Consider the following 20,986-nt stretch of genomic DNA (forward strand, 5'->3'; position numbering starts at 1 on the left):
TAATCTTAAATAATTATGAAAAAATTAATTTACGTTGTTTTCGCGATGCTCGTATTTGCATCATGTTCTAAAAGCCCCGACAAGGTGCTTCCTAAAAAAGATGGAAAGTGGAAATATACCTCAACATCTTCGTTTAATGGTGGAGGGATTTCTTTTACCTTTAACTCAACCGGAAAAATGACTTTTACCGATGATGAAGTAACAGATGTAATTGAAACCGAAGATGGTGCTGCGTGTACTGATGATTGTTCATCAAGCTACAAATGGAGCTATGATAAGGATGATGAAGAAATAACATTAACCGAAATTGGTACAGTTACTCAAGCCTTGGTTTTTAAAGTTAGTGATTTGGAGCGGAAGTCAGAAACATGGACTTTAGCGCAAACCGATGCTAGCGGAACACTTACCATTACTGTTAAATTGGAAGCCGACAGATAGGCCTTTAGTTTTCAAAAAAAAGAAAGCCTCATGCAATGTTGTATGAGGCTTTTTTTTTGAATTGAAATTTGTCAATTTGTTTTAAAATCGAAACATCAATTTATTGTGCAGCTATTACATGCACAAGTTTCTTTAGCGTGTTTACCAGCACTATCAATTGCTCAACATTGTTTCCGGTAACCGTTACATGCCCCATTTTCCTAAAAGGCTTGGTGGTTGACTTGCCATACAAATGCACATGACAATTTTTTTGACTCATAAGTTGTTCCATTCCCTTGTATTGTGCTTGCCCCTGATAGCCTTGTTCTCCGAGCAGATTAAACATAACAGCATGTTGTATCATTTCAGTACTACCTAGGGGCTGATGCATTAGTATGCGTAACAATTGATCGTATTGAGAAGATGCATTGGCTTCAATGCTATGGTGTCCGCTGTTGTGAGGTCGTGGTGCAATTTCGTTTACTAATATTTCGCCTTTTTTAGTAACAAACATTTCAACTGCAAGTATGCCTATGATGCCTAAATGCTCAACCACTTGCTTAGCAAGATTTTTTGCTTCGGCAGCTTGATTCAAGGTGAGAGAAGCAGGGGCAAAAAGATAGTCAAGCAAATTTGCCCGTTGGTCAAAATGCATTTCTACTGCATCATAAACCGCAATTTCGCCATCATGATTGCGTACCGCAATCACCGCTATTTCTTTTTCAAAGTCTATAAGTTCTTCAATTACACTTGGTTCTTCAAATCCATTCTTGTCAAGATCGGTTGGGCTGTCAATTTTTTGTACACCACGCCCGTCATATCCACCTGTACGCAGTTTTTGTATAAATGGATACGGGCTATTGATTTCCATTTTTTTCTCAACAAGGTAAAATGGAGCAGTGGCAATGTTATTATTACGGTAAAAGTTTTTTTGCAAGCCTTTGTCCTGAATCAATTTTATGAGGTGAGGTTGGGGATAAATGACTTTTCCCATTTTCTCCAGTTCAATCAAAGCCTCTGTATTTACATTTTCAATCTCAATGGTGATCACATCACACTGCTCGCCAAAGTTTAATACGGTTTCATAATCGGTTAAACTCCCTTGCATAAAATGCGTGCACAAATGCCTGCAAGGTGCATCGTGCGTGCCATCCATTACTATTGTTTTTAAATTGTAGTCGGCCGCTTTTTGTAAAAGCATCTTGCCAAGTTGACCTCCTCCTAATATTCCAATCGTTTTAGTATACATATAAATGATTATGGGTTGCAAAAATAAATTCCTTAACGATTCAATGGCATACAGGTAAAAATATATATTCGCAACTTGAAAAGCAATATATGAATCACGAGGTTAGTTTACATGGCAAAATATTTACCGAATTAATTCCGTCTGCAAAAATCCAGGAACGAATTGCAGAAATTGCATCCGAGATCAACAAGGAATATTTTAAAAAGAAACCATTATTTCTGGGTGTGCTTAATGGCGCATTTTTGTTTGCGGCTGATTTATTTAAGAACGTGAATCATGACTGCGAAATATCATTCATCCGCGTAAGCAGCTATTCGGGAACGGCAACCACCGGCAATGTCAAAAATGTAATAGGCCTTAACATGGATATTGAAGGCAGACACCTAATTATTATTGAAGATATAGTTGACACCGGAGATACCATGAACTATCTGCTTGGCGAATTGGATAAACACAAACCAGCCAGCGTTCGCATAGCCACATTGGTCTTTAAGCCCGATGCATTAAGGCATAAACTCGACTTACAGTATGTAGGCTTTAAGGTGCCCACCGATTTTCTTGTCGGCTATGGGTTAGACTATGATGGGTTGGGCCGAAATCTTAACAGCATTTATGTGCTTAAGCAATAAACGCAATGCGTCCGGCCTTTATCATTAATGGAACCATCACCGGATTTGAAAGAATTATTGAGTCAATACAACAACAATTTTCCGATACAGAAATTACGATTATTCCAACACGCTATGCAGGTCATGCCGGTGAACTTGCTTCTCAGTTTGCGGCCGAATCCTTCTCGCATATTATTTCGGTAGGAGGTGATGGAACCTTGCATCAGGTGATCAATGGCATTTTAGCATCAACTAAAAAATTTGATGGAATTGTTTCAGTGCTTCCTTATGGCACCGGCAATGATTTTGCAAGAGCAAAGGGTTTTCAAAAATCGGTTGAACACCTAAAACACAAATTGCTTACTAAGCAATTTGAATATTGCGATAGTGGCTTTATTAAATTCCATGACGGAGAGCAGGAGCAAACAAAATATTTTGTAAACATAGCAGATACCGGCTTGGGAGCTGCAGTAGTGCAGGATATGATGCATTCAGGAAATAATTTTGGCAAAAAGGTGCAATACACCATTTCGGTTTTAAAGACTTTTTTCAAGTATAAGAAACAACTAATCGAAATTCAGACTGATGATTTTGTTTATAAAAATAAGACCATGCTTGCAATTGTGGCTAATTCAAATTTTTTTGGCAGCGGCTATCATATTGCCCCTATGGCAAGCACCAACAACGGTGCACTTGAGTTAATTATCATTGGCGACATCAGCATCAAGGATTATCTGCTAAACTTGCCAAGGTTGCGAAAGGGTTTACAAATAATGCATCCGCAGGTGCATTACCATACGTTTAAAACCCCAATTACGATTAAGTGCGCCAATACAATTTTTACCGAGGCAGATGGTGAGCTAATTACCAGCGGAACTTTACAATTGGGAGTAATAGAAAAAGCATTTAAATTATTATGACTTATTTGTACTCATAACCATTAACGTGTTTTAAAAAATATTTTGTTCATGGTTTGTGTCCTCGCTAAACATCCTGTATTTAATATCCACTTCTTTTTTTCCTGTTTCGCGGGGACGCGAACCAGGGACTACCAGCATAACTTAATGTACGAACCTAGCCACTCTGTATGAAAGAACGGTTGCGAAATTTTTGCAATACAAATTAAACGAAAAAGAAATTAGACATTCAAGAAAAAAAGTACTTACTTTTTTACATTAAAGATATAGCTATGGTTAATGTATCCGGGTTTTGTTCATGGTTCGCGTGCTCGCTAAACATCCTGTATATAACGTCCACTTCTTTTTTCCTGGTACGCGGGGACGCGAACCAGGGGCGCGTGTTTTAAAAAAATTAATTGATTTAATATCACCTTCAAAGAAACCAGTAGTTATTTTCGAATTTCAAATAAATCTCTAAAAGAAAAAACTCTTTTGTTCATGGTTTGTGTCCTCGCGAAACATCCTATATTTAACGTCCACTTTTTTTTTCCTGTTTCGCGGGGACGCGAACCAGGGGCACGTGTTTTAAAAAAATTAATTAATTTAGTATCACCTTCAAAGAAACCAGAAGTTGTCTTCGAAATTCAAATAAATCACTAAAATGAAAAAACTCTTTATTCTTATCTTCCTAAATTGCTTTTGCAGTTTGGTACAAGCAAGCGCACACGTGCTTGCCACCAATGGTGTGGCGCAGTATGATATCGTTATTTCAACTATGGCAACTGAGGATGAAGTGCACGCCCTGCATGTATTGGAAAATTATTTGCTTCAAATAACGGGAGCAAAATTTAATGTAATAAATGAAAATGATGCCGGTAGCAAATCATTACTGGTAATTGGAAAAGCGTCAGATAAAATAGCCAAAGAAAATAAGCGTTCGATCCTGCATCCGCAGCAGATATTGATATATGATGAAGGAGAAAATATATTTATTACTGGCGGCAATCAATGGGGAGTTATATACGCTGTGTATGCCTTCTTACAAAACTTTTGTCAATGCAGGATGTATAGCAGTACTGAAAAATTTATTCCCAGGGTGAGCACACTTACAGTGCCAGCACATCTCTTACTTAATGAAAGCCCGGCAAATTTGTTTCGCGATTATTATTACACCGCTACCGTAAATGATGAGTACCGTGACTGGCACCGCTTGCAACAGCATTTTCCAAAAAAAGGTTCTAGTTGGGGAATGTGGGTTCATACGTTTCAAAAGCTGTTATCCGATTCTAGTTATTTCGATTTGCATCCGGAGTATTTTTCGTTTTATGGAAGTTGCAGGCAGCCTGCACAATTATGCCTGAGCAACAGCAATGTTTTTAAAATAGTTGTTGAAAATTTGAAAGTCCAAATTGCCGCAAAGCCTGAAGCTAAGTATTGGTCGGTAAGTCAAAATGATAATTACGGATACTGTCAGTGCAATCAATGTGCTGCAATCGATTCAATAGAAGGTAGTCACTCGGGAAGTATTATTCGCTTTGTAAATAAAGTGGCTGCTGAATTTCCTGATAAGATTATTTCAACGTTGGCTTATCAGTATTCGCGCAGCGCGCCTAAGGTTACCAAGCCATTGCCTAATGTAAACATTATGTTTTGCAGCATCGAGTGCGATCGTAGCAAACCAATTAGTGCCGATACTTCCATTGGTTCATTTGCCCATGACTTTAAAAATTGGAGTGCACTTACCAGCAACATTTTAATTTGGGATTATGTGGTACAGTTTTCAAATTACATTTCTCCTTTTCCTAATTTGAAAGTATTACAACCCAACATTCAGTTTTTTCATCAGTATGGAGTTACTGATATTTTCGAACAAGGAAGCTCGTATAACTGGAGTGACTTTGGAGAGCTAAAGGCATACATGATATCAGCATTGCTTTGGAATCCGTATATCGATATTGATTCGTTAGAGAAGGAATTTATCAAAGGATACTATGGCAAGGCAGGACCTATTATTTACAAGTACCTAAAAACAATTGAAGACAACCTGCAAGTATCAGGAGCATTTCTGGACATATACGGAAACCCTGTTACACCAATGAAGTCATGGTTGAAGCCGGAGCACGTAGATAACTATATGGATATGCTATTGGAGGCAAACAAAATGGTAAGTGATGACTCAATTACTGCTTATCGCGTGCAGCGTATAACTATGCCTGTATGGTATGCAAAATTAGAGCAGGCCAAATTTTTTGGTTCGGGAGAACGTGGAGTATTCGAAAGAGATGAACAAGGAGCGTGGATGATTAGGCCTGCGTTTGAAGAGCGTGTTTCAGAATTTATTGCAACGCTGCATAAACATGGCATTACCTCACTCAATGAGAATAACCATACACCCGAAAAGTATAACAATGATTGGCAACGGATTTTAAAAACCGGTATGCGTGATCATATAGCCATGAATAAAATAGTTCAGTTTGAAATTCCTTTTAGTGCCAAGTATCCGGCTAAGGGCGCAGCCACACTTACAGATGGAGTGGGGGGATATGACGACTACCATTATAATTGGCTTGGATGGGAAGGCACTGATATGATTGCAACAATTGATTTAGGCGAAGTAAGAAGTATTGCTTCATTAAGTTGCGATTTCATGGAGGATCAAAAAAGTTGGATATTTTTTCCGGAGAGTGTACAATATTATTACTCCATAGATGGCAAAAATATATTCCACTAGGCGATAAAATTAGTTGCAAAGCACCACAACCTGATAAGGGATGCAATACAAAATCATTTGCTACCACAATGGTAGCGAGTGCAAAATACATAAAGGTAGTTGCCACCAATCTTAAAACTTGTCCACGCTGGCACATTGGTGCAGGTTACAATTGCTGGATATTTTGCGATGAGATTGTTGTAAAATAATCTGATTGTTATCTAGTCGCATGCTGAAAACTTGTGGCTTACCTGACAGCAACTTCACCATACAAATCAAAAGCTTCAGCTTTTGTTATTTTTATATTGGCAAAGTGTCCTCTGCGCAAATAAGCTTTGGTTGCATCTATCAATACCTCGTTATCAACCTCTGGGCTGTCAAACTCGGTGCGGCCAATAAAATAGTTGCCTTCTTTTCTGTCAACCAACACCTTATACGTTTTGTTGCATTTACGTTGGTTAATCTGATGACTTATGCCTTGTTGCAATTCCATTATTTCATCTACCCGTTGTTGCTTTACTTCGGCCGTAACATTGTCGGGCAAGCTATAAGCATGGGTATGCTCTTCGTGCGAATAAGCAAATACACCCAGGCGGTCAAACTGCATTTGTTCAATAAAGCGCATTTGCTCATCATGGTCGGCTTGCGTTTCACCGGGGAAACCCGCAATCATTGTAGTTCGAATAGCGATATCAGGAACCTTGTTGCGTATGGTGTCTATTAATTCTTCCGTTTTTTCGCGCGTTATTCCTCTGCGCATTGCTTTAAGCATATTATTGCTGCCGTGTTGCAAAGGTATATCGATATAGTTACAAATGTTATTGCGCTCGCGCATCACATCAAGCACCTCTAAAGGAAATGCCGAAGGATAAGCATAATGAAGTCTGATCCATTCCAACCCATCAACATCTGACAGCGTTGCAAGCAAATTGGCAAGTGCCCGCTTTTTGTAAATATCCAAACCATAAAAGGTAGCGTCCTGAGCTATAAGCAAGAGTTCTTTGGTTCCACTCGCCACGAGGTTTTTAGTTTCTGCAATAATTTGTTCTAACGGTTTGCTAACATGTTTACCACGCATTACAGGAATAGCGCAAAAAGCACAAGGGCGGTCGCAGCCTTCCGAAATTTTTAAATACGAATAATGTCGGGGTGTAGTTAACAGACGCTCGCCAACTAACTCATGCTTATAATCTGCGCCAAGCGTTTTTAATAGCACAGGTAAATCATGTGTTCCAAAAAAATGGTCAACATCCGGAATTTCCTTTTCCAGTTCGGGTTTATAGCGCTCGCTAAGGCAGCCTGTTACTATCAGTTTCTCTATCGCTCCTTTTTGCTTTTGCTCTGCATAGTATAAGATGGTGTCTATACTTTCCTGTTTTGCATTATCAATAAACCCACAGGTATTAACTATAACCACTTGCTGATTGTTGCGCTTGGCTTCATGCACCACATCAAAGTCGTTGGCTTTAAGCTGACCCATTAGCACTTCGCTGTCAACCAGGTTTTTAGAGCAACCCAGGGTAACCACATTTACTGTTTTTTGCTTTGATGTTTTGGTTCGCATTAGTTAGCAGGTAGCATTGGGGTTAGGGTAGTTATCACTTTGATCTTCGTTAGTATCATCCAGGCAAACAAAATCTTTTTCCAGTTTCAGTTGCAAATCTGCCGTGCCACTTTTTACATCGCACGAAATTCCTACAACATTATTATCATTCCATTCGGCAGCGAAGCTTTTAGAAACCAATATGGTGATTTTATTTTCGGATAATGCAGCGTTCAATTTTTCGGTAGCCGCATCCGTTTTTAATTCATAGGCAAGAATATGATTACCAATATGCGTTAGTTCGGTAACACTACCTTCTGAACATAATTGGCTTACTTCAGTTTTTGTTAACCGTACCCTTATACTATCTCCTTTTATCCTAAGTTTCATTTCTCAATATTCCTTTAGCTAATTTTGTTTTTAATTTTAAAATTGTAAATAAAGCACACTATTGAATTCGTCCCGGGTATTGCTCCAAAGCTATTTCCAGACATTTCATGGCGCTAATCAAATCTTCTTCTTTAAGCACATAAGCAATGCGCACTTGTTGCTTGCCTTTTTCAGCATGAGAATAAAACCCGGTAGCTGGTGCCAGCATTACAGTTTGATTTTCGTAATTAAATTTTTCTAAAAGCCACTGACAAAATTTATCAGAGTCATCTATGGGTAATTGAGCAATGCAATAGAAAGCGCCATTGGGAGTAGGGCAGGTAACGCCTTTCATTGCATTAAGGCTTTCTACCACAATGTTTCTGCGATGCACATACTCTTTCTTTACATTCTCAAAATAAGATTTAGGAGTATCAATAGCAGCCTCGGCAGCAATCTGCCCAAAGGTGGGAGGGCTCAATCGTGCTTGTGCAAATTTAAGTGCATTCGTCATTACTTCCTTATTGCGCGAGATAAGCGCACCAATGCGCGCACCACAGGCACTGTATCTTTTAGAAATCGAATCCATCATGACCACGTTTTGCTCCAGGCCTTCCAGGTTCATAGCCGAAAAATATTCTTTACCATCGTAGCAAAACTCGCGATACACTTCATCACTAAATAAGAAAAGGTCGTACTTCAATACCAACTGTCGCAAGGCTTCAAGTTCTGCTTTCGAGTATAAATAGCCGGTAGGATTATTTGGATTGCATATTAAAATTGCCTTGGTATTTTTGGTAATTACTTTTTCAAATTCTGAAACGGGAGGTAATGCAAATCCGGTATCAATGGAAGCCGGAACAGCTTTTACGGTTATCCCCGCCTGACACGAAAACCCGTTATAATTAGCATAATAAGGTTCGGTAACTATTATTTCATCACCTTCATTAAGGCAGGTCATCATACCTATTTCGATGGCTTCGCTGCCACCGGTAGTTATCATAATGTCGGTATAATCGAGGGCAATTCCAAACTCAGCATAGTAGGTAGTAAGCTTTCTGCGATACGATTCTATACCGGCACTGTGACTGTACTCCACCACTTTTAATTGGTGATGGCGCAACGCATCCAGCATCACCTTCGGAGTTTCAATATCGGGTTGCCCAATATTGAGGTGAAATATTTTTACTCCTTCGCGCTTGGCTTGCTCGGCAAATGGAACCAGTTTGCGGATAGGCGATGGCGGCATGTGTTTGGCCTTTTCTGAAATTGCAGGCATATGGAATTTGTGTTTTTTCGTTTGAGGCCGCAAATATAGATTAATTGATGCTTATATGCCGAAGTTAGGTTTGAATTTTGGTTATTGCTACTTTCGGCACCATGAAAATTATTTCGTTTAGCCTGTTGTTGGTTTTGGCTTGTTGTAGCCGTTATGCTTATGCTGCGGTGCCGCACGATATTCATCAATCCATGGCTCGCATTGAATGGAATGCTCAAACAGGAAAATTAACCGTTTTAGTAAATTGCTTTATAGACGATTTTCAACTTGCCGTGATGAAATATCATAACAAATCTATCAGGCCCGATGATGACAGCCTAATGCATTATTGCCTGCAATACATAAACAGTGCATTTAAGATTGCAGTGGATGGTGAAAAACTTGTGCTGCACAACCCAACTGATGCCGGCATGAGCGAACTTTCTATTCACTTTAAATTTGAGTTTAGTAAGATAAAGCCCCGGCAAAAACTGGATATTTATAATGACCTTATTAATAACATTTACAACGACCAATTGAACATAGTGCAAATTGCAGTACCTCCCAATGAGCAAATGCTTGAGTTTGATGCATCGAATAGATCGCAACCTGTTTTTATAAAAAAGTGATACATCTATGATAAAAAAGTTCTACCATCCCTGGCATGATATACCGCGTGGCCAGCAAGCCCCTGACATTGTAAATGCGATTATCGAAATACCACAAGGAACTAAAGCCAAGTACGAAGTGGATAAGGAAACAGGCTTGCTGCGGCTCGACCGAATATTGTTCAGCGCCTTGCATTATCCTGCCAACTATGGTTTTATTCCGCAATCGCTTTGTGGCGATGGCGACCCACTTGATATACTTGTGCTGTGCGCGGTGCCGCTGCAACACCTTTGTGTGGCACGTGCTAAAGTTATAGGTTGTATGCGCATGCTTGATCGTGGTGCTCCCGATGATAAAATAATTGCCGTTGCAGCCGATGATGTTTCGGTAAAACATTACAATGCGCTGAGTGAATTGCCTCCTAATTTTATGCTCGAAATGCAACGGTTTTTTGAAGATTATACCAAGCTCGAAGGAAAGTCGGTTACCGTTGATACATTTACTGATGCTGACAAAGCCAAAGAAATTGTGCTCGAAAACTTTGAAGCATATACTGCCATGGTTAACAAAAGCTGCAAATGGAATTAGTACAGAACGATACCATTGCTGCTATTGCTACACCGCCCGGTATGGGTGCCATTGCCATTGTGCGCATTTCAGGAAGCAATACCTTTTCAATTATTGAAAAGGTGTTCCATTCAAAAAAAGGTAATGCCTTATCACGTGCTGAATTGAAGCCACGCACCCTGTTATATGGAACCATTGTTGAAGATACCGACCTGATTGATGATGTGATGTTAAGTATTTATAAAAGTCCGCAAAGCTATACAGGTGAGGATGCTGCCGAAATTGCCTGTCATGGTTCGCCTTACATACAAAGCAAAATTTTGCTACTGCTTATTAAACATGGTTGCCGTATTGCCGACCCCGGAGAGTTTACACTACGCGCTTTTGTAAATGGCAAAATGGATTTAACACAAGCCGAAGCTGTGGCCGATGTAATACATGCAGAAGATGCAGCCTCACATAAGCTTGCCATGCATCAGTTGCGCGGAGGCATTGCCGAAAAGCTTGCCACACTGCGGCAATCGTTAATTGAGTTTACGGCACTTGTTGAGCTTGAGCTTGACTTTGCCGAAGAGGATGTTGCCTTTGCTGACCGAACACAACTATTAAAACTGGTAAATGCTGTTAACGATGAACTGCACGCATTGCTGCAAACATTCAAGTATGGCAATGCTATTAAAAATGGAATTGCCGTAGCCATTGCTGGTGCACCAAATGCTGGAAAGAGTACCTTACTCAACGCCTTGTTGCGCGAAGACAGAGCGATTGTAAGCGACATTCCTGGCACCACACGCGATACCATAGAAGAAGCATTTATTCTGGAAGGAATAAAATTTCGCCTAATAGATACAGCAGGCATAAGACATACCGAAGATGTGATAGAGAAGCAAGGTGTAGAACGCAGTTTGGCGCAAATACAAAAAGCGGATGTGGTAATTTATGTACTTGATGCTACAACTTTTGATACGAACCATGTAAATGCAACATTGAAAAATATACCCGTTGACAAAGAACTTATTATTGCACTAAATAAAACCGACCTAAAGCCAGACATTGATTATAAAACGGGGAGGGGTGTGCTGGTAAAAATTTCGGCAAGCAACAAAATCGGTATCGATCTTTTGCAACGCAATCTTGTTGCCATTGCACAGGGAAGTGAAACCGGATTGCAATCAGATACAATTATTACCAATCAACGGCATTATCAGGCATTGTTGCAAGCGCAACATCACATCAACGAAGTAATAGAAAAATTAAATACCAATATGAGTGCCGACTATCTATCGCTTGACTTGCGGGCAGCCATACGCCACATAGGCAACATAACAGGTTACATTGATGTGGATAGAGATATACTCGGAACGATATTTTCGAAGTTTTGTATCGGAAAGTAATTTACTTTCTTTTGTTTTCTAACTACTTGTTTTTGTTAGGTTTAACTGCAAACATTGTTACTCAAATCTATATATTTACTTACGTTTGTTGTCTAGTTATTGATCAAATCTCAGTTTGATGGAAGTAAAGAGCAATGATACACTAAATGAGTAGTATAATTAAAATTCCACAATTCTAACTTAATTTGGTCAGGGCTTTTTATAAAAATAAAAAAGATTGCATATGAAACTACTCATTCGAAATATGGTAAGCTTGCGATGCAAATTATTAGTAAAAGCAGAATTAGAAAAGCTAGGTTTAGCTTACCATTCTATTGAATTGGGTGAAGTGATTTTACAAAAGCCAATTGATGCCGTACAAAAGAATGAACTTATCAAAGCATTGCATTTGTCTGGCTTAGAGATTATGGATGATAAAAACACGATGCTCATTGAAAAAATTAAGAATATTATTGTTGAAATGGTGCATTATACTGATGAGTTACCAGATGCGAAATTTTCTCTTTTTTTAAGTGAGAAGTTGCATAAGGATTACAATTCTCTTTCAGAGTTGTTTTCGAAAACAAAAGGGATAACTATTGAACATTTTATTATACTTCATAAAATTGAAAGGGCCAAAGAATTAATTATGTACGATGAGCTAAACTTTAGCGAAATAGCTTATAAGTTAAATTACAGCAGTGGTGCTCATTTATCGAATCAATTTAAAAAAATAACAGGCCTTACTCCTTCTTTCTTTAAAAGTATTCAGAAAAAAAAGAGAACCAATATAGAAGATTTGTAATTCACTGCAAATTATACAAATCTTTCCTTTTCTAGTGTAAACTTTTTACTTATGTAAGGCTGACCTTTGTTTCTATGATTAAAAATATAGAAGCAAACAATTGTTTAGGAATTTGGATGGATCATTCAATCGCTAATTTAATGGCTTACAATGATTTAATCAATGGTCATACCATTGAGTTGGCGTTTACATACTTAAACAAAATGGCAGCATTGCATCACAGTGAAAGTGGAATGCACCACAAAGAGCAACAGTTACAAGAAGCTTACTATAAACAAATTGGTGCTGAAATTTTGAAATATGATAGTGTACTTTTATTTGGACCAACAAAAGCAAAGAACGAATTGCATAATTATTTAAAGAAAGACCATCACTTTAATGAGATACAATTTGAAATACAGAATGTTGACAAAATGACTAAAAATGAACAAAGGGCGTTTGTTAAAAATTATTTTACAAAGAGATTACAGTAAAAAACACGAATCAATTTCACTTATCTAAAGTAGAAAAAATGAATAAAATACTTATAGCTATTGATTATGCACCATCTGCTCAGAAAGTAGCAGAGCAAGGGTATGCACTTGGCAAAGCAATGGATGCTGATATTGTTTTATTGCATGTTATAGAGGATGTGGGGTACTATGCATCTACTTCTTACGACCCTATTATGGGTTTTGGAGGATTTTCAAATTCAGTTTTTTTGGATAAAGCAGCATTACAAAGCATTGAAAAGGAAGCTGCACAATTTTTAGCAAAAACAAAAGTGCATTTGAAAGATGATAAAATAAAAACAACGGTAGTACACGGAGATATTGCTGATAGTATTTTGGAAAAAGCAAACAAAGAGCACTGCCATTTAATAGCCATCTACACACATGGCCGAAATGGAATTGAAGAGTTTTTCCTAGGTAGCACAGCACATAAATTAATAAAGCGCGCCACTGTACCAATTTACATCATACCTATAAAACCTTAACAATATGAAAGATAACCCAGAGTTAGAAAAAGGCCAAGCACATATCATAGTCGAAATAATAGAGTATATGCCAAAAGCCGTTGTTAGTAGAACGATTATTAAAAAAACTACTGGTAATGTAACAGCAACATCTATGGCGGTTGGAGAAGAATTAGGTGAACGAACAAGTCCATTTGATACGTATATACAAATTATTGATGGTGCAGCCGAAGTGAAAATAGATGATAAATCAGTCTTTATCAAATTAGGAGAAGGCATTGTAATTCCCGCCCATGCTAAACATAGTTTTACTGCCAAAGAACAATTCAAAATGATAACCACAGTCATAAAGAGCGGTTATGATGAATAGACTACAATAAAATTAATTTCAATCATTATTAAATCAAGTTATCATGTCAAAAGAAAAACAAGGCAAACCCAAGTCAGATAAGACAGCACCGGCTAAATCGCCTAAAGAAAAAAAAGCTGACAAAGCACAGAAGAAATTAGCCAGAAATAATCTAGGCAAAATTGGAGTATGATTACAGTAAACAAACATGGTGTTCTACTTCGCAAAACCACCAATAGATTTGAAAGCGAAGGGGTGCTGAATCCAGCAGTAATTAAGGTGGGTAGTACTATTCACATGTTTTATAGGGCTGTTACAAAGGACAATTATTCTACAATTGGTTATTGTACATTATCATCACCATTGGTTGTACAAGATAGAAATAACACAGCCTTGCTTTTTCCACAAGCAGAGTATGAGTTTCAAGGTTTAGAAGATCCGCGTATAGTTGAAATAGAAGGAATGTACTACCTTTCTTATACTGCATATAGTGGCGTTAACGCGTTAGGAGCATTAGCAACATCTACAGATTTAATACATTGGGAAAAGCATGGAATTATTGTTCCTCAAATAACCTACGAAGAGTTTAAGCATTTTACAGAAGCCGAAGGCACTATACGCGACAAGTATGTTCGCTTTAACGATTATCAAAGAAGCCATGACAAGCAAGACCGAAAAATTTTCTTATGGGATAAAAACCTAGTTTTATTTCCTCGTAAAATTGATAACAAGTTTTGTTTTTTGCATCGCATAAAACCGGATATTCAAGTTGTGGTAGCAATTAAAAAACTGGAAGACTTAACCATTGAATTTTGGCAAAATTATTTTTGTCATTTTGATGAATACCTAGTACTTACCCCAAAATATGAACACGAGGTAAGTTACATTGGCAGTGGATGCCCACCCATTGAAACAGAAGCTGGCTGGCTACTCATTTATCATGGAGTGCATGATACAATTAAAGGTTATGTGTACTCTGCTTGTGCAGCTTTACTAGATTTAGATAATCCTAAAAAAGAGATTGCTAGATTACCTTACCCTTTGTTTTTTCCTGATAAAGAATGGGAACTAAAGGGCGAAGTAAACAATGTATGTTTTCCTACTGGAGCAATTATTGAAAATGGCTTACTTTATATATATTATGGAGCCGCAGACGAGCGTATTGCTGTAGCATCCTTAAGTATAAAAGAATTATTAGCTGAATTAGCGTTAAATAAAATTTAAATACGAGAAGTTATGACAACCGATATTGTTTTATATCAATCACAAACTAAACGGTTTCTTCGTGGAACATCAACTGAACATTTATTCGTTAATATTGACGGTGTATTAGAGTCTGAGTGTAATCTCCCTGAAGTATTGTTTGTTACTTCTTTTCCTCCACGAGAATGCGGTATAGCTACATATTCGCAGGATTTGGTAACTGCTTTAAACAACCAATTTGAAGATAGTTTTTCTTGTTCCATTTGTGCATTGGAGTCAGAAACTGAACAACATAACTATAAGCAGCAACCAAAGTATATTTTAAATACAGACAGCCGTAATTCATTTGTGAAAAACAGCATTTTTAATCAATAAAGATGAGAATATAAAGTTGGTGGTTATGCAGCACGAGTTTGGATTTTTGCAAAAAACGAAAGAGAATATAAACAGTTTTTTGATTGTATTTCTAAACCAATAGTGTTCGTTTTTCATACGATTTTGCCAAATCCAAACAAAGAATTAAAAGCAAAAGTTGAAGATATGGCAGCTATTGCATCAGCAATTATAGTTATGACAAATGATGCAGCAACCATATTGAAAAATGAATATAAGGTAGCATCATATAAAATTTCGGTCATACAACATGGTACACACCTAGTACCTCCCTTGAGTAGAGAGATGCTAAAAAAACATTACCAGTTGACAAGCAAAAAAGTGCTTAGTACTTTTGGCTTGCTGGGAAGAAGCAAAAGCATTGAAACTACTTTAGCAGCATTACCAGCAGTAGTTGCACAGTTTCCAGAGGTATTGTTTTTAATATTAGGAAAAACTCATCCTAGTGTTGTGAAGCAGGAAGGTGAGCAATACAGAAAATTGTTAGTAGATAAAGTAAAAGAGTTAAAGCTTGAAAATCATGTTCGTTTTGTAAATGAATATTTACAATTACCGGTATTATTAGAATATCTTCAACTTACTGATATCTATTTATTCACCTCTAAAGATCCAAATCAGGCTGTTAGCGGCACATTCTCATATGCTGTAAGTTGTGGCTGTCCGGTAATTTCAACACCCATTCCACATGCCAAAGAAGTTTTGAAGGATAACTACGGTTTAATTATAGATTTTGAGAATCCAAAACAATTATCAAGTGCGATTATATCACTGCTAAAGAATGAAAAATTAAGAACAGAAATATCATCAAATAGCTTCCATAAAATGGCTTCAACGGCTTGGCAAAATTCGGCTGTTGGTCATGCCCTGCTTTTTGAAAAACTAGCTTCAAATACTTTTCAGTTAAATTATAAAATGCCTGTTATAAACCTTAGCCATATTAAGAAGATGACGACTGATCTTGGCATTGTTCAATTTGCAAAAATTGCAAGCCCAGACATACATTCGGGCTATACGTTAGATGATAATGCTAGGGCGCTAATAGCCATTTGTAAACACTATGAGCTATATAGAAACGAAAATGACTTGAGGTTGATTGATACGTATTTGCAATTTATAAAACATTGCATACAACCCAATGGAAAATTTTTAAATTATGTGAATGAACAACTTGAATTTACCCAACAGAATCATTATGAAAATCTTGAAGATAGCAACGGAAGAGCAATCTGGGCTTTAGGATATGTTAGTTCTTTAAAAGAAATATTGCCTGTTAATTTAACCAATGAAGCAGAAAATCTCTTGCAAAGAGCAATCCCACAATTAGAAGAAATTCATTCTACTCGAGCAATGGCTTTTATTATAAAAGGACTGTATTACCAAAATAAAATAGATAATAAATACTTGATAGAAATTTTTGCTAATCGATTGGTGCAAATGTATAAACATGAGAAAACCACAGAATGGTTTTGGTTTGAAGAGTATTTGACTTATGGTAATAGCCTTTTGCCTGAGGCAATACTTTGTGCATATAACAGCATCCCAAAAGACACATATAAAAGAATCGCAAAAGAAAGTTTTGATTTTTTATTGTCAAAAACTTTTGTTAATGATAAAATAAAAGTAATCTCAAACAAAGGATGGCATATAAAAAATAACACAAGCGAAATCCCAATTGGTGGCGAGCAGCCAATAGATGTAGCCTATACAATTATGGCATTGGAAAAGTTTTATTCAACTTTCAAAAAAGATGATTATAAACAAAAAGCGATTAGCGCTTTTAGTTGGTTTTTAGGTGGCAACCACTTGCATCAAATTGTTTATAATCCATGTACTGGTGGCTGTTATGATGGCGTGGAAGAATTTAATGTCAATCTTAATCAGGGTGCAGAATCAACACTAAGTTACTTGATGGCAAGATTAGCAATGGAACGAATAAAAAAAAACGAAGATGATGTATTAATTATGAAAGAAATTTCATTGAATGCAATTTCAGAAAACGGTTATTCTAAGTAATCTCATCTAACTAACAACAATCATATAAACAAGGAAGTTTTTTATATAAAATTAATAAGAGCAACATCATGCAAAAATATACAGAGGATAGACCTTGGGGGAGTTTCGAACGGTTTTGTCATAATGAAATGACAACGGTTAAATTGATTCACGTAAGCCCCAATGAAGCATTGAGTCTTCAGTTTCATTACCATCGTGATGAATTTTGGAGAGTAATAGAAGGAGCAGGCAATATCACAATTGGTCAAGAAACGCTTTTCGTAAAAAAGGGAGACGAATTTTTTATACCTAGAGAAACAAAACATCAAATCACAACATCCAACTCTTCCCTAAGTATATTGGAAATATCATTTGGTGATTTTGATGAAAATGATATTGTGAGGTTGGAAGATAAGTATAATAGAATTGGTGTCACTCTTGAATAGATGAAAACATTAGTATTTAAAACAGATAAGTTAGAAAAGACCAATAGAATTTCCTTTAGGCATTGCGACTTTTCATTTGCCGGCAGAGATAAATTTATTGTAATTCAATAAATCATTTATTCATATGACAGTTATCATCTTTAAATGAGCATATCCTAACAACCTTTGTGAAAAAGAGAATTAAAATGAATCAAACACACATTCACTTATTAATTACGCATCTTCCAATTTTTGGATCAATTTTGGGTGGTCTTGTTCTTGCTCATGGACTTTGGACCAAGAGTAGTCAAACCAAAATTGCTGCATACAATCTTTTTATAATCTCTTCCATCGGAGCTGGTATTGCTTACTTAACTGGTGAAGCTGCTGAAGAAACCGTTGAGAATATACAAGGTGTGGTAGAGTCTGCAATTAAGACCCATGAAGAATTCGCATTATTTGCATTAATCTCCTTAATCATTTTAGGAGTTGCTTCTATTGTAGGTCTGTTCCTCACATTAAGAAAATCAACATTGACTAGAACAACAGCATTTGTAATTTTATTAATATCACTCATTAGCTTTGGGCTTGTTGCAAGAACAGGATATTTGGGAGGACAAATAAGACATACAGAAACTTCAAATATTACGACAGATTCAAAAGAGAATTCGGAAAAGGAAACAGACGATTAATTTGTTTTGCTTCAAGAGGCAACATTAAATAACTCAGCCAATCAATGCAATCTTCGAGAATGTCTGCAAATCATTTCAACATATCAGGTCTAACAAGCGAACAAGTTGTTCATGCAAGAGCAAAATTTGGCCAAAACAAATTAGACTACAAAAAAGAAAATTCATTCTTAGATGCTTTAAAACGTATTGCACAAGACCCAATGGTAGTTTTATTGTTGGTAGCTTCTTCTATTTATTTTATAAGTGGAAAAACGGGTGATGGAGTTTTCCTTGTAGTTGCTATTGTCTTTCAAACATCCATTTCACTTTACCAATTTTCAAGAAGCAAAAATGCCTTGGAAAAACTAAAAGACTTATCACAACCAAACTGCAAAGTCATACGTGATGGCAAAACGATAGAAATAAAAAGCGAGGATTTAGTTGTGGGCGATAGCTTAATCATAGAAGAAGGAACAGCTATTACCGCAGATGGCAGTATTGTTCATTCCAATGATTTTTCAGTAAATGAATCAATACTTACAGGTGAATCCTTAGCAGTTCTTAAAGACAAAACATCTGCTGATAAATTTATCTATAATGGCACTACAGTTGCAAGTGGTTTGGCTATTGCCACTATAACAGCTATTGGCAACGAAACTAAACTAGGTAAAATTGGCACAAGCTTAGAAAGCATAACCGAGGAAAAAACACCATTAGAATTACAGATTACAAATTTTGTAAAGAAAATGGCAATTGCTGGATCATTGGTATTTATCATAGTTTGGGCAATTAATTATTGGCATTCGCATAATGTTTTGAACAGCTTATTGCAGTCGCTTACATTGGCCATGAGTATTTTACCCGAAGAAATTCCTGTAGCTTTTACCACTTTTATGGCATTGGGAGCATGGCGTTTAATGAAAATGGGCATTGTGGTAAAACAAATGAAAACTGTTGAAACCTTGGGAAGTGCAACGGTTATTTGTACAGACAAAACAGGCACTATTACTGAAAACAAAATGAGTTTGGCGAAAATCTTTGTATTAAAAACAAACAAATTTTTTGATCCAAAAGAAGCATTGAATGAAGATGAAAAAGAGCTATTAAAGCTAGCCATGTTTGCCAGCGAACCTATTCCATTCGACCCTATGGAAGTGGCATTGCATCAAACTTATATTGACCATCATCAAATTGACGATCGACCAAATTACAAACTTGTACATGAATATCCATTGAGTGGCAAACCGCCCATGATGACCCATGTTTTTGCAGATAATAAAGGCAAAAGAATAGTAGCAGCAAAAGGAGCACCAGAAGCATTAATAAATGTTTCTACTCTTTCTGAAACCGAAAAAGCACAAATTCATTCGGCTATCAAACTCTTAACAACAGATGGTTACAGAGTTTTAGGCTTAGCAGAATCTAAATTTTTAGGTTATGTATATCCGGCAAATCAACAAGATTTGCCATTCAAATTTATTGGTATTGTTGCTTTTTACGACCCTCCCAAAAAGAATATTCAAAAGGTTCTAGAAGCATTTTATAAAGCTGGTATTGAGGTGAAAATTATTACTGGTGATAATGCAGCCACTACATCTTCAATTGCTAAACAAATTAATTTTAAGGGTTACGATAAAACCATTTCAGGAGATGAGCTAATGGCTTTATCTGACAAGGAATTGCAACAGAGTGTAATGCATAATTCCATTTTTACCAGAATGTTTCCAGCAGCCAAATTAAAAATAATCAATGCCTTAAAATCCAATAATCAAATAGTAGCCATGACAGGCGATGGTGTGAATGATGGCCCGGCTTTAAAAGCAGCGCATATAGGCATTGCAATGGGGAAAAAGGGAACAGAAATAGCTAAGCAAGCAGCATCCTTGATTTTGTTAGAAGATGATTTGTCTAAAATGGTTGACGCCATAGCTATGGGTAGAAAAATATATGCTAATTTGAAAAAAGCTATACAGTATATTATTTCCATTCATATTCCTATTATCCTAACAGTGTTTATTCCATTGGCGTTGGGTTGGATTTATCCCAATGTTTTTTCTCCAATTCATGTTATATTTTTAGAAATCATCATGGGTCCAACTTGTTCCATAATTTATGAAAATGAACCCATAGAAAAGAATACTATGCTTCAACCTCCTAAAGCATTAACCACTACTTTTTTTAACTGGAAAGAATTATCAACGAGCATTATACAAGGATTAGTGATATCAGCTGGAACTTTATTGGTTTACCAATATTCAGTTAACAATGATTATAGTGAAAAACTTACAAGAACAATGGTTTTCACTGTTTTAATTACAGCAAATATTTTTCTCACATTGGTAAATCGTTCTTTATTTTACTCCCTATTCACAACTTTGAGGTATAAGAATAACATGGTTTTACTAATTATATTTGCTACTATTACCACTCTGTTTCTAATCCTGTTTGTAAAACCCTTGACTTCCTTTTTTGAGCTAGAAAGGTTGAATTTAATGCAATTATTAACGTGTACTGCAATTGGCTTTGTTTCTGTAATTTGGTTTGAAATAGTTAAATTAATTAAAAGACAAAAAATATTAGCATGAATACCC

General features: G+C 36.7%; 19 protein-coding genes and 1 pseudogene. 16 read left to right on the plus strand and 4 right to left on the minus strand.

Annotated elements, in window-relative coordinates; genetic code table 11:
* Positions 1 to 15 precede the first annotated feature (15 nt).
* Positions 16 to 438, plus strand: coding sequence for a hypothetical protein (locus IPO27_08785; GenBank protein ID MBK8846616.1), 423 nt, complete (start codon positions 16 to 18; stop codon positions 436 to 438).
* A 100-nt stretch (positions 439 to 538) separates the two neighbouring features.
* On the opposite strand, the gene IPO27_08790 is transcribed toward IPO27_08785, so the two are convergent.
* The gene (locus IPO27_08790) at positions 539 to 1,666 is read right to left on the minus strand and encodes a 5-(carboxyamino)imidazole ribonucleotide synthase (GenBank protein MBK8846617.1); all 1,128 of its coding nucleotides are present in this window, start codon (positions 1,664 to 1,666) and stop codon (positions 539 to 541) included.
* An 89-nt stretch (positions 1,667 to 1,755) separates the two neighbouring features.
* Between IPO27_08790 and hpt the strand changes: the two genes are divergently transcribed.
* The 3 genes from hpt (at position 1,756) to IPO27_08805 (ending at position 5,904) form a co-directional block, all read left to right on the plus strand.
* The gene (hpt, locus tag IPO27_08795) at positions 1,756 to 2,295 is read left to right on the plus strand and encodes a hypoxanthine phosphoribosyltransferase (GenBank protein MBK8846618.1); all 540 of its coding nucleotides are present in this window, start codon (positions 1,756 to 1,758) and stop codon (positions 2,293 to 2,295) included.
* A 5-nt stretch (positions 2,296 to 2,300) separates the two neighbouring features.
* Positions 2,301 to 3,194, plus strand: coding sequence for a YegS/Rv2252/BmrU family lipid kinase (locus tag IPO27_08800; GenBank protein MBK8846619.1), 894 nt, complete (start codon positions 2,301 to 2,303; stop codon positions 3,192 to 3,194).
* Between the two features lie 640 nt (positions 3,195 to 3,834).
* A complete protein-coding gene (locus tag IPO27_08805) occupies positions 3,835 to 5,904 on the plus strand; it encodes a DUF4838 domain-containing protein (GenBank protein MBK8846620.1) in 2,070 nt (689 codons plus the stop codon).
* A gap of 226 nt (positions 5,905 to 6,130) precedes the next feature.
* On the opposite strand, the gene rimO is transcribed toward IPO27_08805, so the two are convergent.
* Genes rimO through IPO27_08820 form a run of 3 tightly spaced genes read right to left on the minus strand, consistent with a single transcriptional unit; the run spans position 6,131 to position 9,074 of the window.
* Complete coding sequence (gene rimO, locus IPO27_08810) at positions 6,131 to 7,447, minus strand: 30S ribosomal protein S12 methylthiotransferase RimO (GenBank protein ID MBK8846621.1); 1,317 nt, start codon at positions 7,445 to 7,447, stop codon at positions 6,131 to 6,133.
* A 3-nt stretch (positions 7,448 to 7,450) separates the two neighbouring features.
* Positions 7,451 to 7,816 (minus strand): hypothetical protein, encoded by a 366-nt coding sequence (locus IPO27_08815; protein MBK8846622.1) that lies wholly within the window; start codon positions 7,814 to 7,816, stop codon positions 7,451 to 7,453.
* A gap of 58 nt (positions 7,817 to 7,874) precedes the next feature.
* Entirely contained in the window at positions 7,875 to 9,074 is a 1,200-nt protein-coding gene (locus tag IPO27_08820; protein ID MBK8846623.1) for a pyridoxal phosphate-dependent aminotransferase, read from the minus strand.
* A gap of 101 nt (positions 9,075 to 9,175) precedes the next feature.
* Here IPO27_08820 and IPO27_08825 point away from each other — a divergent pair, with 101 nt between their 5' ends.
* From IPO27_08825 to IPO27_08880, 12 genes and pseudogenes are all read left to right on the plus strand, one after another.
* Positions 9,176 to 9,682 (plus strand): hypothetical protein, encoded by a 507-nt coding sequence (locus tag IPO27_08825; protein MBK8846624.1) that lies wholly within the window; start codon positions 9,176 to 9,178, stop codon positions 9,680 to 9,682.
* 7 nt (positions 9,683 to 9,689) lie between these two features.
* Positions 9,690 to 10,250: an inorganic diphosphatase gene (locus tag IPO27_08830; protein ID MBK8846625.1), complete on the plus strand. Its 561-nt coding sequence runs from the start codon at positions 9,690 to 9,692 to the stop codon at positions 10,248 to 10,250.
* Positions 10,241 to 11,623: a tRNA uridine-5-carboxymethylaminomethyl(34) synthesis GTPase MnmE gene (gene mnmE, locus IPO27_08835; protein MBK8846626.1), complete on the plus strand. Its 1,383-nt coding sequence runs from the start codon at positions 10,241 to 10,243 to the stop codon at positions 11,621 to 11,623. Before IPO27_08830 ends, mnmE begins: the two co-directional genes overlap by 10 nt.
* A 223-nt stretch (positions 11,624 to 11,846) precedes the next feature.
* Positions 11,847 to 12,407, plus strand: coding sequence for a helix-turn-helix transcriptional regulator (locus IPO27_08840; GenBank protein MBK8846627.1), 561 nt, complete (start codon positions 11,847 to 11,849; stop codon positions 12,405 to 12,407).
* A 74-nt stretch (positions 12,408 to 12,481) separates the two neighbouring features.
* Positions 12,482 to 12,880: a hypothetical protein gene (locus IPO27_08845; protein ID MBK8846628.1), complete on the plus strand. Its 399-nt coding sequence runs from the start codon at positions 12,482 to 12,484 to the stop codon at positions 12,878 to 12,880.
* Between the two features lie 38 nt (positions 12,881 to 12,918).
* Complete coding sequence (locus IPO27_08850) at positions 12,919 to 13,383, plus strand: universal stress protein (protein ID MBK8846629.1); 465 nt, start codon at positions 12,919 to 12,921, stop codon at positions 13,381 to 13,383.
* 4 nt (positions 13,384 to 13,387) lie between these two features.
* Positions 13,388 to 13,732, plus strand: coding sequence for a cupin domain-containing protein (locus IPO27_08855; GenBank protein ID MBK8846630.1), 345 nt, complete (start codon positions 13,388 to 13,390; stop codon positions 13,730 to 13,732).
* Between the two features lie 168 nt (positions 13,733 to 13,900).
* Positions 13,901 to 14,935: a pesticidal protein Cry7Aa gene (locus tag IPO27_08860; protein MBK8846631.1), complete on the plus strand. Its 1,035-nt coding sequence runs from the start codon at positions 13,901 to 13,903 to the stop codon at positions 14,933 to 14,935.
* Positions 14,936 to 14,947: 12 nt separating this feature from the next.
* Positions 14,948 to 17,320: pseudogene (locus tag IPO27_08865) on the plus strand (glycosyltransferase).
* Between the two features lie 68 nt (positions 17,321 to 17,388).
* A complete protein-coding gene (locus IPO27_08870) occupies positions 17,389 to 17,745 on the plus strand; it encodes a phosphomannose isomerase type II C-terminal cupin domain (protein MBK8846632.1) in 357 nt (118 codons plus the stop codon).
* Between the two features lie 185 nt (positions 17,746 to 17,930).
* Positions 17,931 to 18,416, plus strand: a complete 486-nt coding sequence (locus IPO27_08875; GenBank protein MBK8846633.1) for a hypothetical protein — start codon at positions 17,931 to 17,933, stop codon at positions 18,414 to 18,416.
* Positions 18,417 to 18,475: 59 nt separating this feature from the next.
* Complete coding sequence (locus IPO27_08880; protein ID MBK8846634.1) at positions 18,476 to 20,980, plus strand: cation-translocating P-type ATPase; 2,505 nt, start codon at positions 18,476 to 18,478, stop codon at positions 20,978 to 20,980.
* Positions 20,981 to 20,986 lie beyond the last annotated feature (6 nt).

This window comes from Bacteroidota bacterium, from assembly GCA_016714535.1.
In the GTDB taxonomy this organism is placed as follows: domain Bacteria; phylum Bacteroidota; class Bacteroidia; order AKYH767-A; family OLB10; genus JADKFV01.

Excerpts from the sequence above, each read along its gene's own strand:
- IPO27_08785 (MBK8846616.1), top strand. The coding sequence starts at position 16 with ATGAAAAAATTAATTTACGTTGTTTTCGCGATGCTCGTATTTGCATCA.
- IPO27_08790 (MBK8846617.1), bottom strand. The coding sequence starts at position 1,666 with ATGTATACTAAAACGATTGGAATATTAGGAGGAGGTCAACTTGGCAAG.
- hpt (MBK8846618.1), top strand. The coding sequence starts at position 1,756 with ATGAATCACGAGGTTAGTTTACATGGCAAAATATTTACCGAATTAATT.
- IPO27_08800 (MBK8846619.1), top strand. The coding sequence starts at position 2,301 with ATGCGTCCGGCCTTTATCATTAATGGAACCATCACCGGATTTGAAAGA.
- IPO27_08805 (MBK8846620.1), top strand. The coding sequence starts at position 3,835 with ATGAAAAAACTCTTTATTCTTATCTTCCTAAATTGCTTTTGCAGTTTG.
- rimO (MBK8846621.1), bottom strand. The coding sequence starts at position 7,447 with ATGCGAACCAAAACATCAAAGCAAAAAACAGTAAATGTGGTTACCCTG.
- IPO27_08815 (MBK8846622.1), bottom strand. The coding sequence starts at position 7,816 with ATGAAACTTAGGATAAAAGGAGATAGTATAAGGGTACGGTTAACAAAA.
- IPO27_08820 (MBK8846623.1), bottom strand. The coding sequence starts at position 9,074 with ATGCCTGCAATTTCAGAAAAGGCCAAACACATGCCGCCATCGCCTATC.
- IPO27_08825 (MBK8846624.1), top strand. The coding sequence starts at position 9,176 with ATGAAAATTATTTCGTTTAGCCTGTTGTTGGTTTTGGCTTGTTGTAGC.
- IPO27_08830 (MBK8846625.1), top strand. The coding sequence starts at position 9,690 with ATGATAAAAAAGTTCTACCATCCCTGGCATGATATACCGCGTGGCCAG.
- mnmE (MBK8846626.1), top strand. The coding sequence starts at position 10,241 with ATGGAATTAGTACAGAACGATACCATTGCTGCTATTGCTACACCGCCC.
- IPO27_08840 (MBK8846627.1), top strand. The coding sequence starts at position 11,847 with ATGAAACTACTCATTCGAAATATGGTAAGCTTGCGATGCAAATTATTA.
- IPO27_08845 (MBK8846628.1), top strand. The coding sequence starts at position 12,482 with ATGATTAAAAATATAGAAGCAAACAATTGTTTAGGAATTTGGATGGAT.
- IPO27_08850 (MBK8846629.1), top strand. The coding sequence starts at position 12,919 with ATGAATAAAATACTTATAGCTATTGATTATGCACCATCTGCTCAGAAA.
- IPO27_08855 (MBK8846630.1), top strand. The coding sequence starts at position 13,388 with ATGAAAGATAACCCAGAGTTAGAAAAAGGCCAAGCACATATCATAGTC.
- IPO27_08860 (MBK8846631.1), top strand. The coding sequence starts at position 13,901 with ATGATTACAGTAAACAAACATGGTGTTCTACTTCGCAAAACCACCAAT.
- IPO27_08870 (MBK8846632.1), top strand. The coding sequence starts at position 17,389 with ATGCAAAAATATACAGAGGATAGACCTTGGGGGAGTTTCGAACGGTTT.
- IPO27_08875 (MBK8846633.1), top strand. The coding sequence starts at position 17,931 with ATGAATCAAACACACATTCACTTATTAATTACGCATCTTCCAATTTTT.
- IPO27_08880 (MBK8846634.1), top strand. The coding sequence starts at position 18,476 with ATGTCTGCAAATCATTTCAACATATCAGGTCTAACAAGCGAACAAGTT.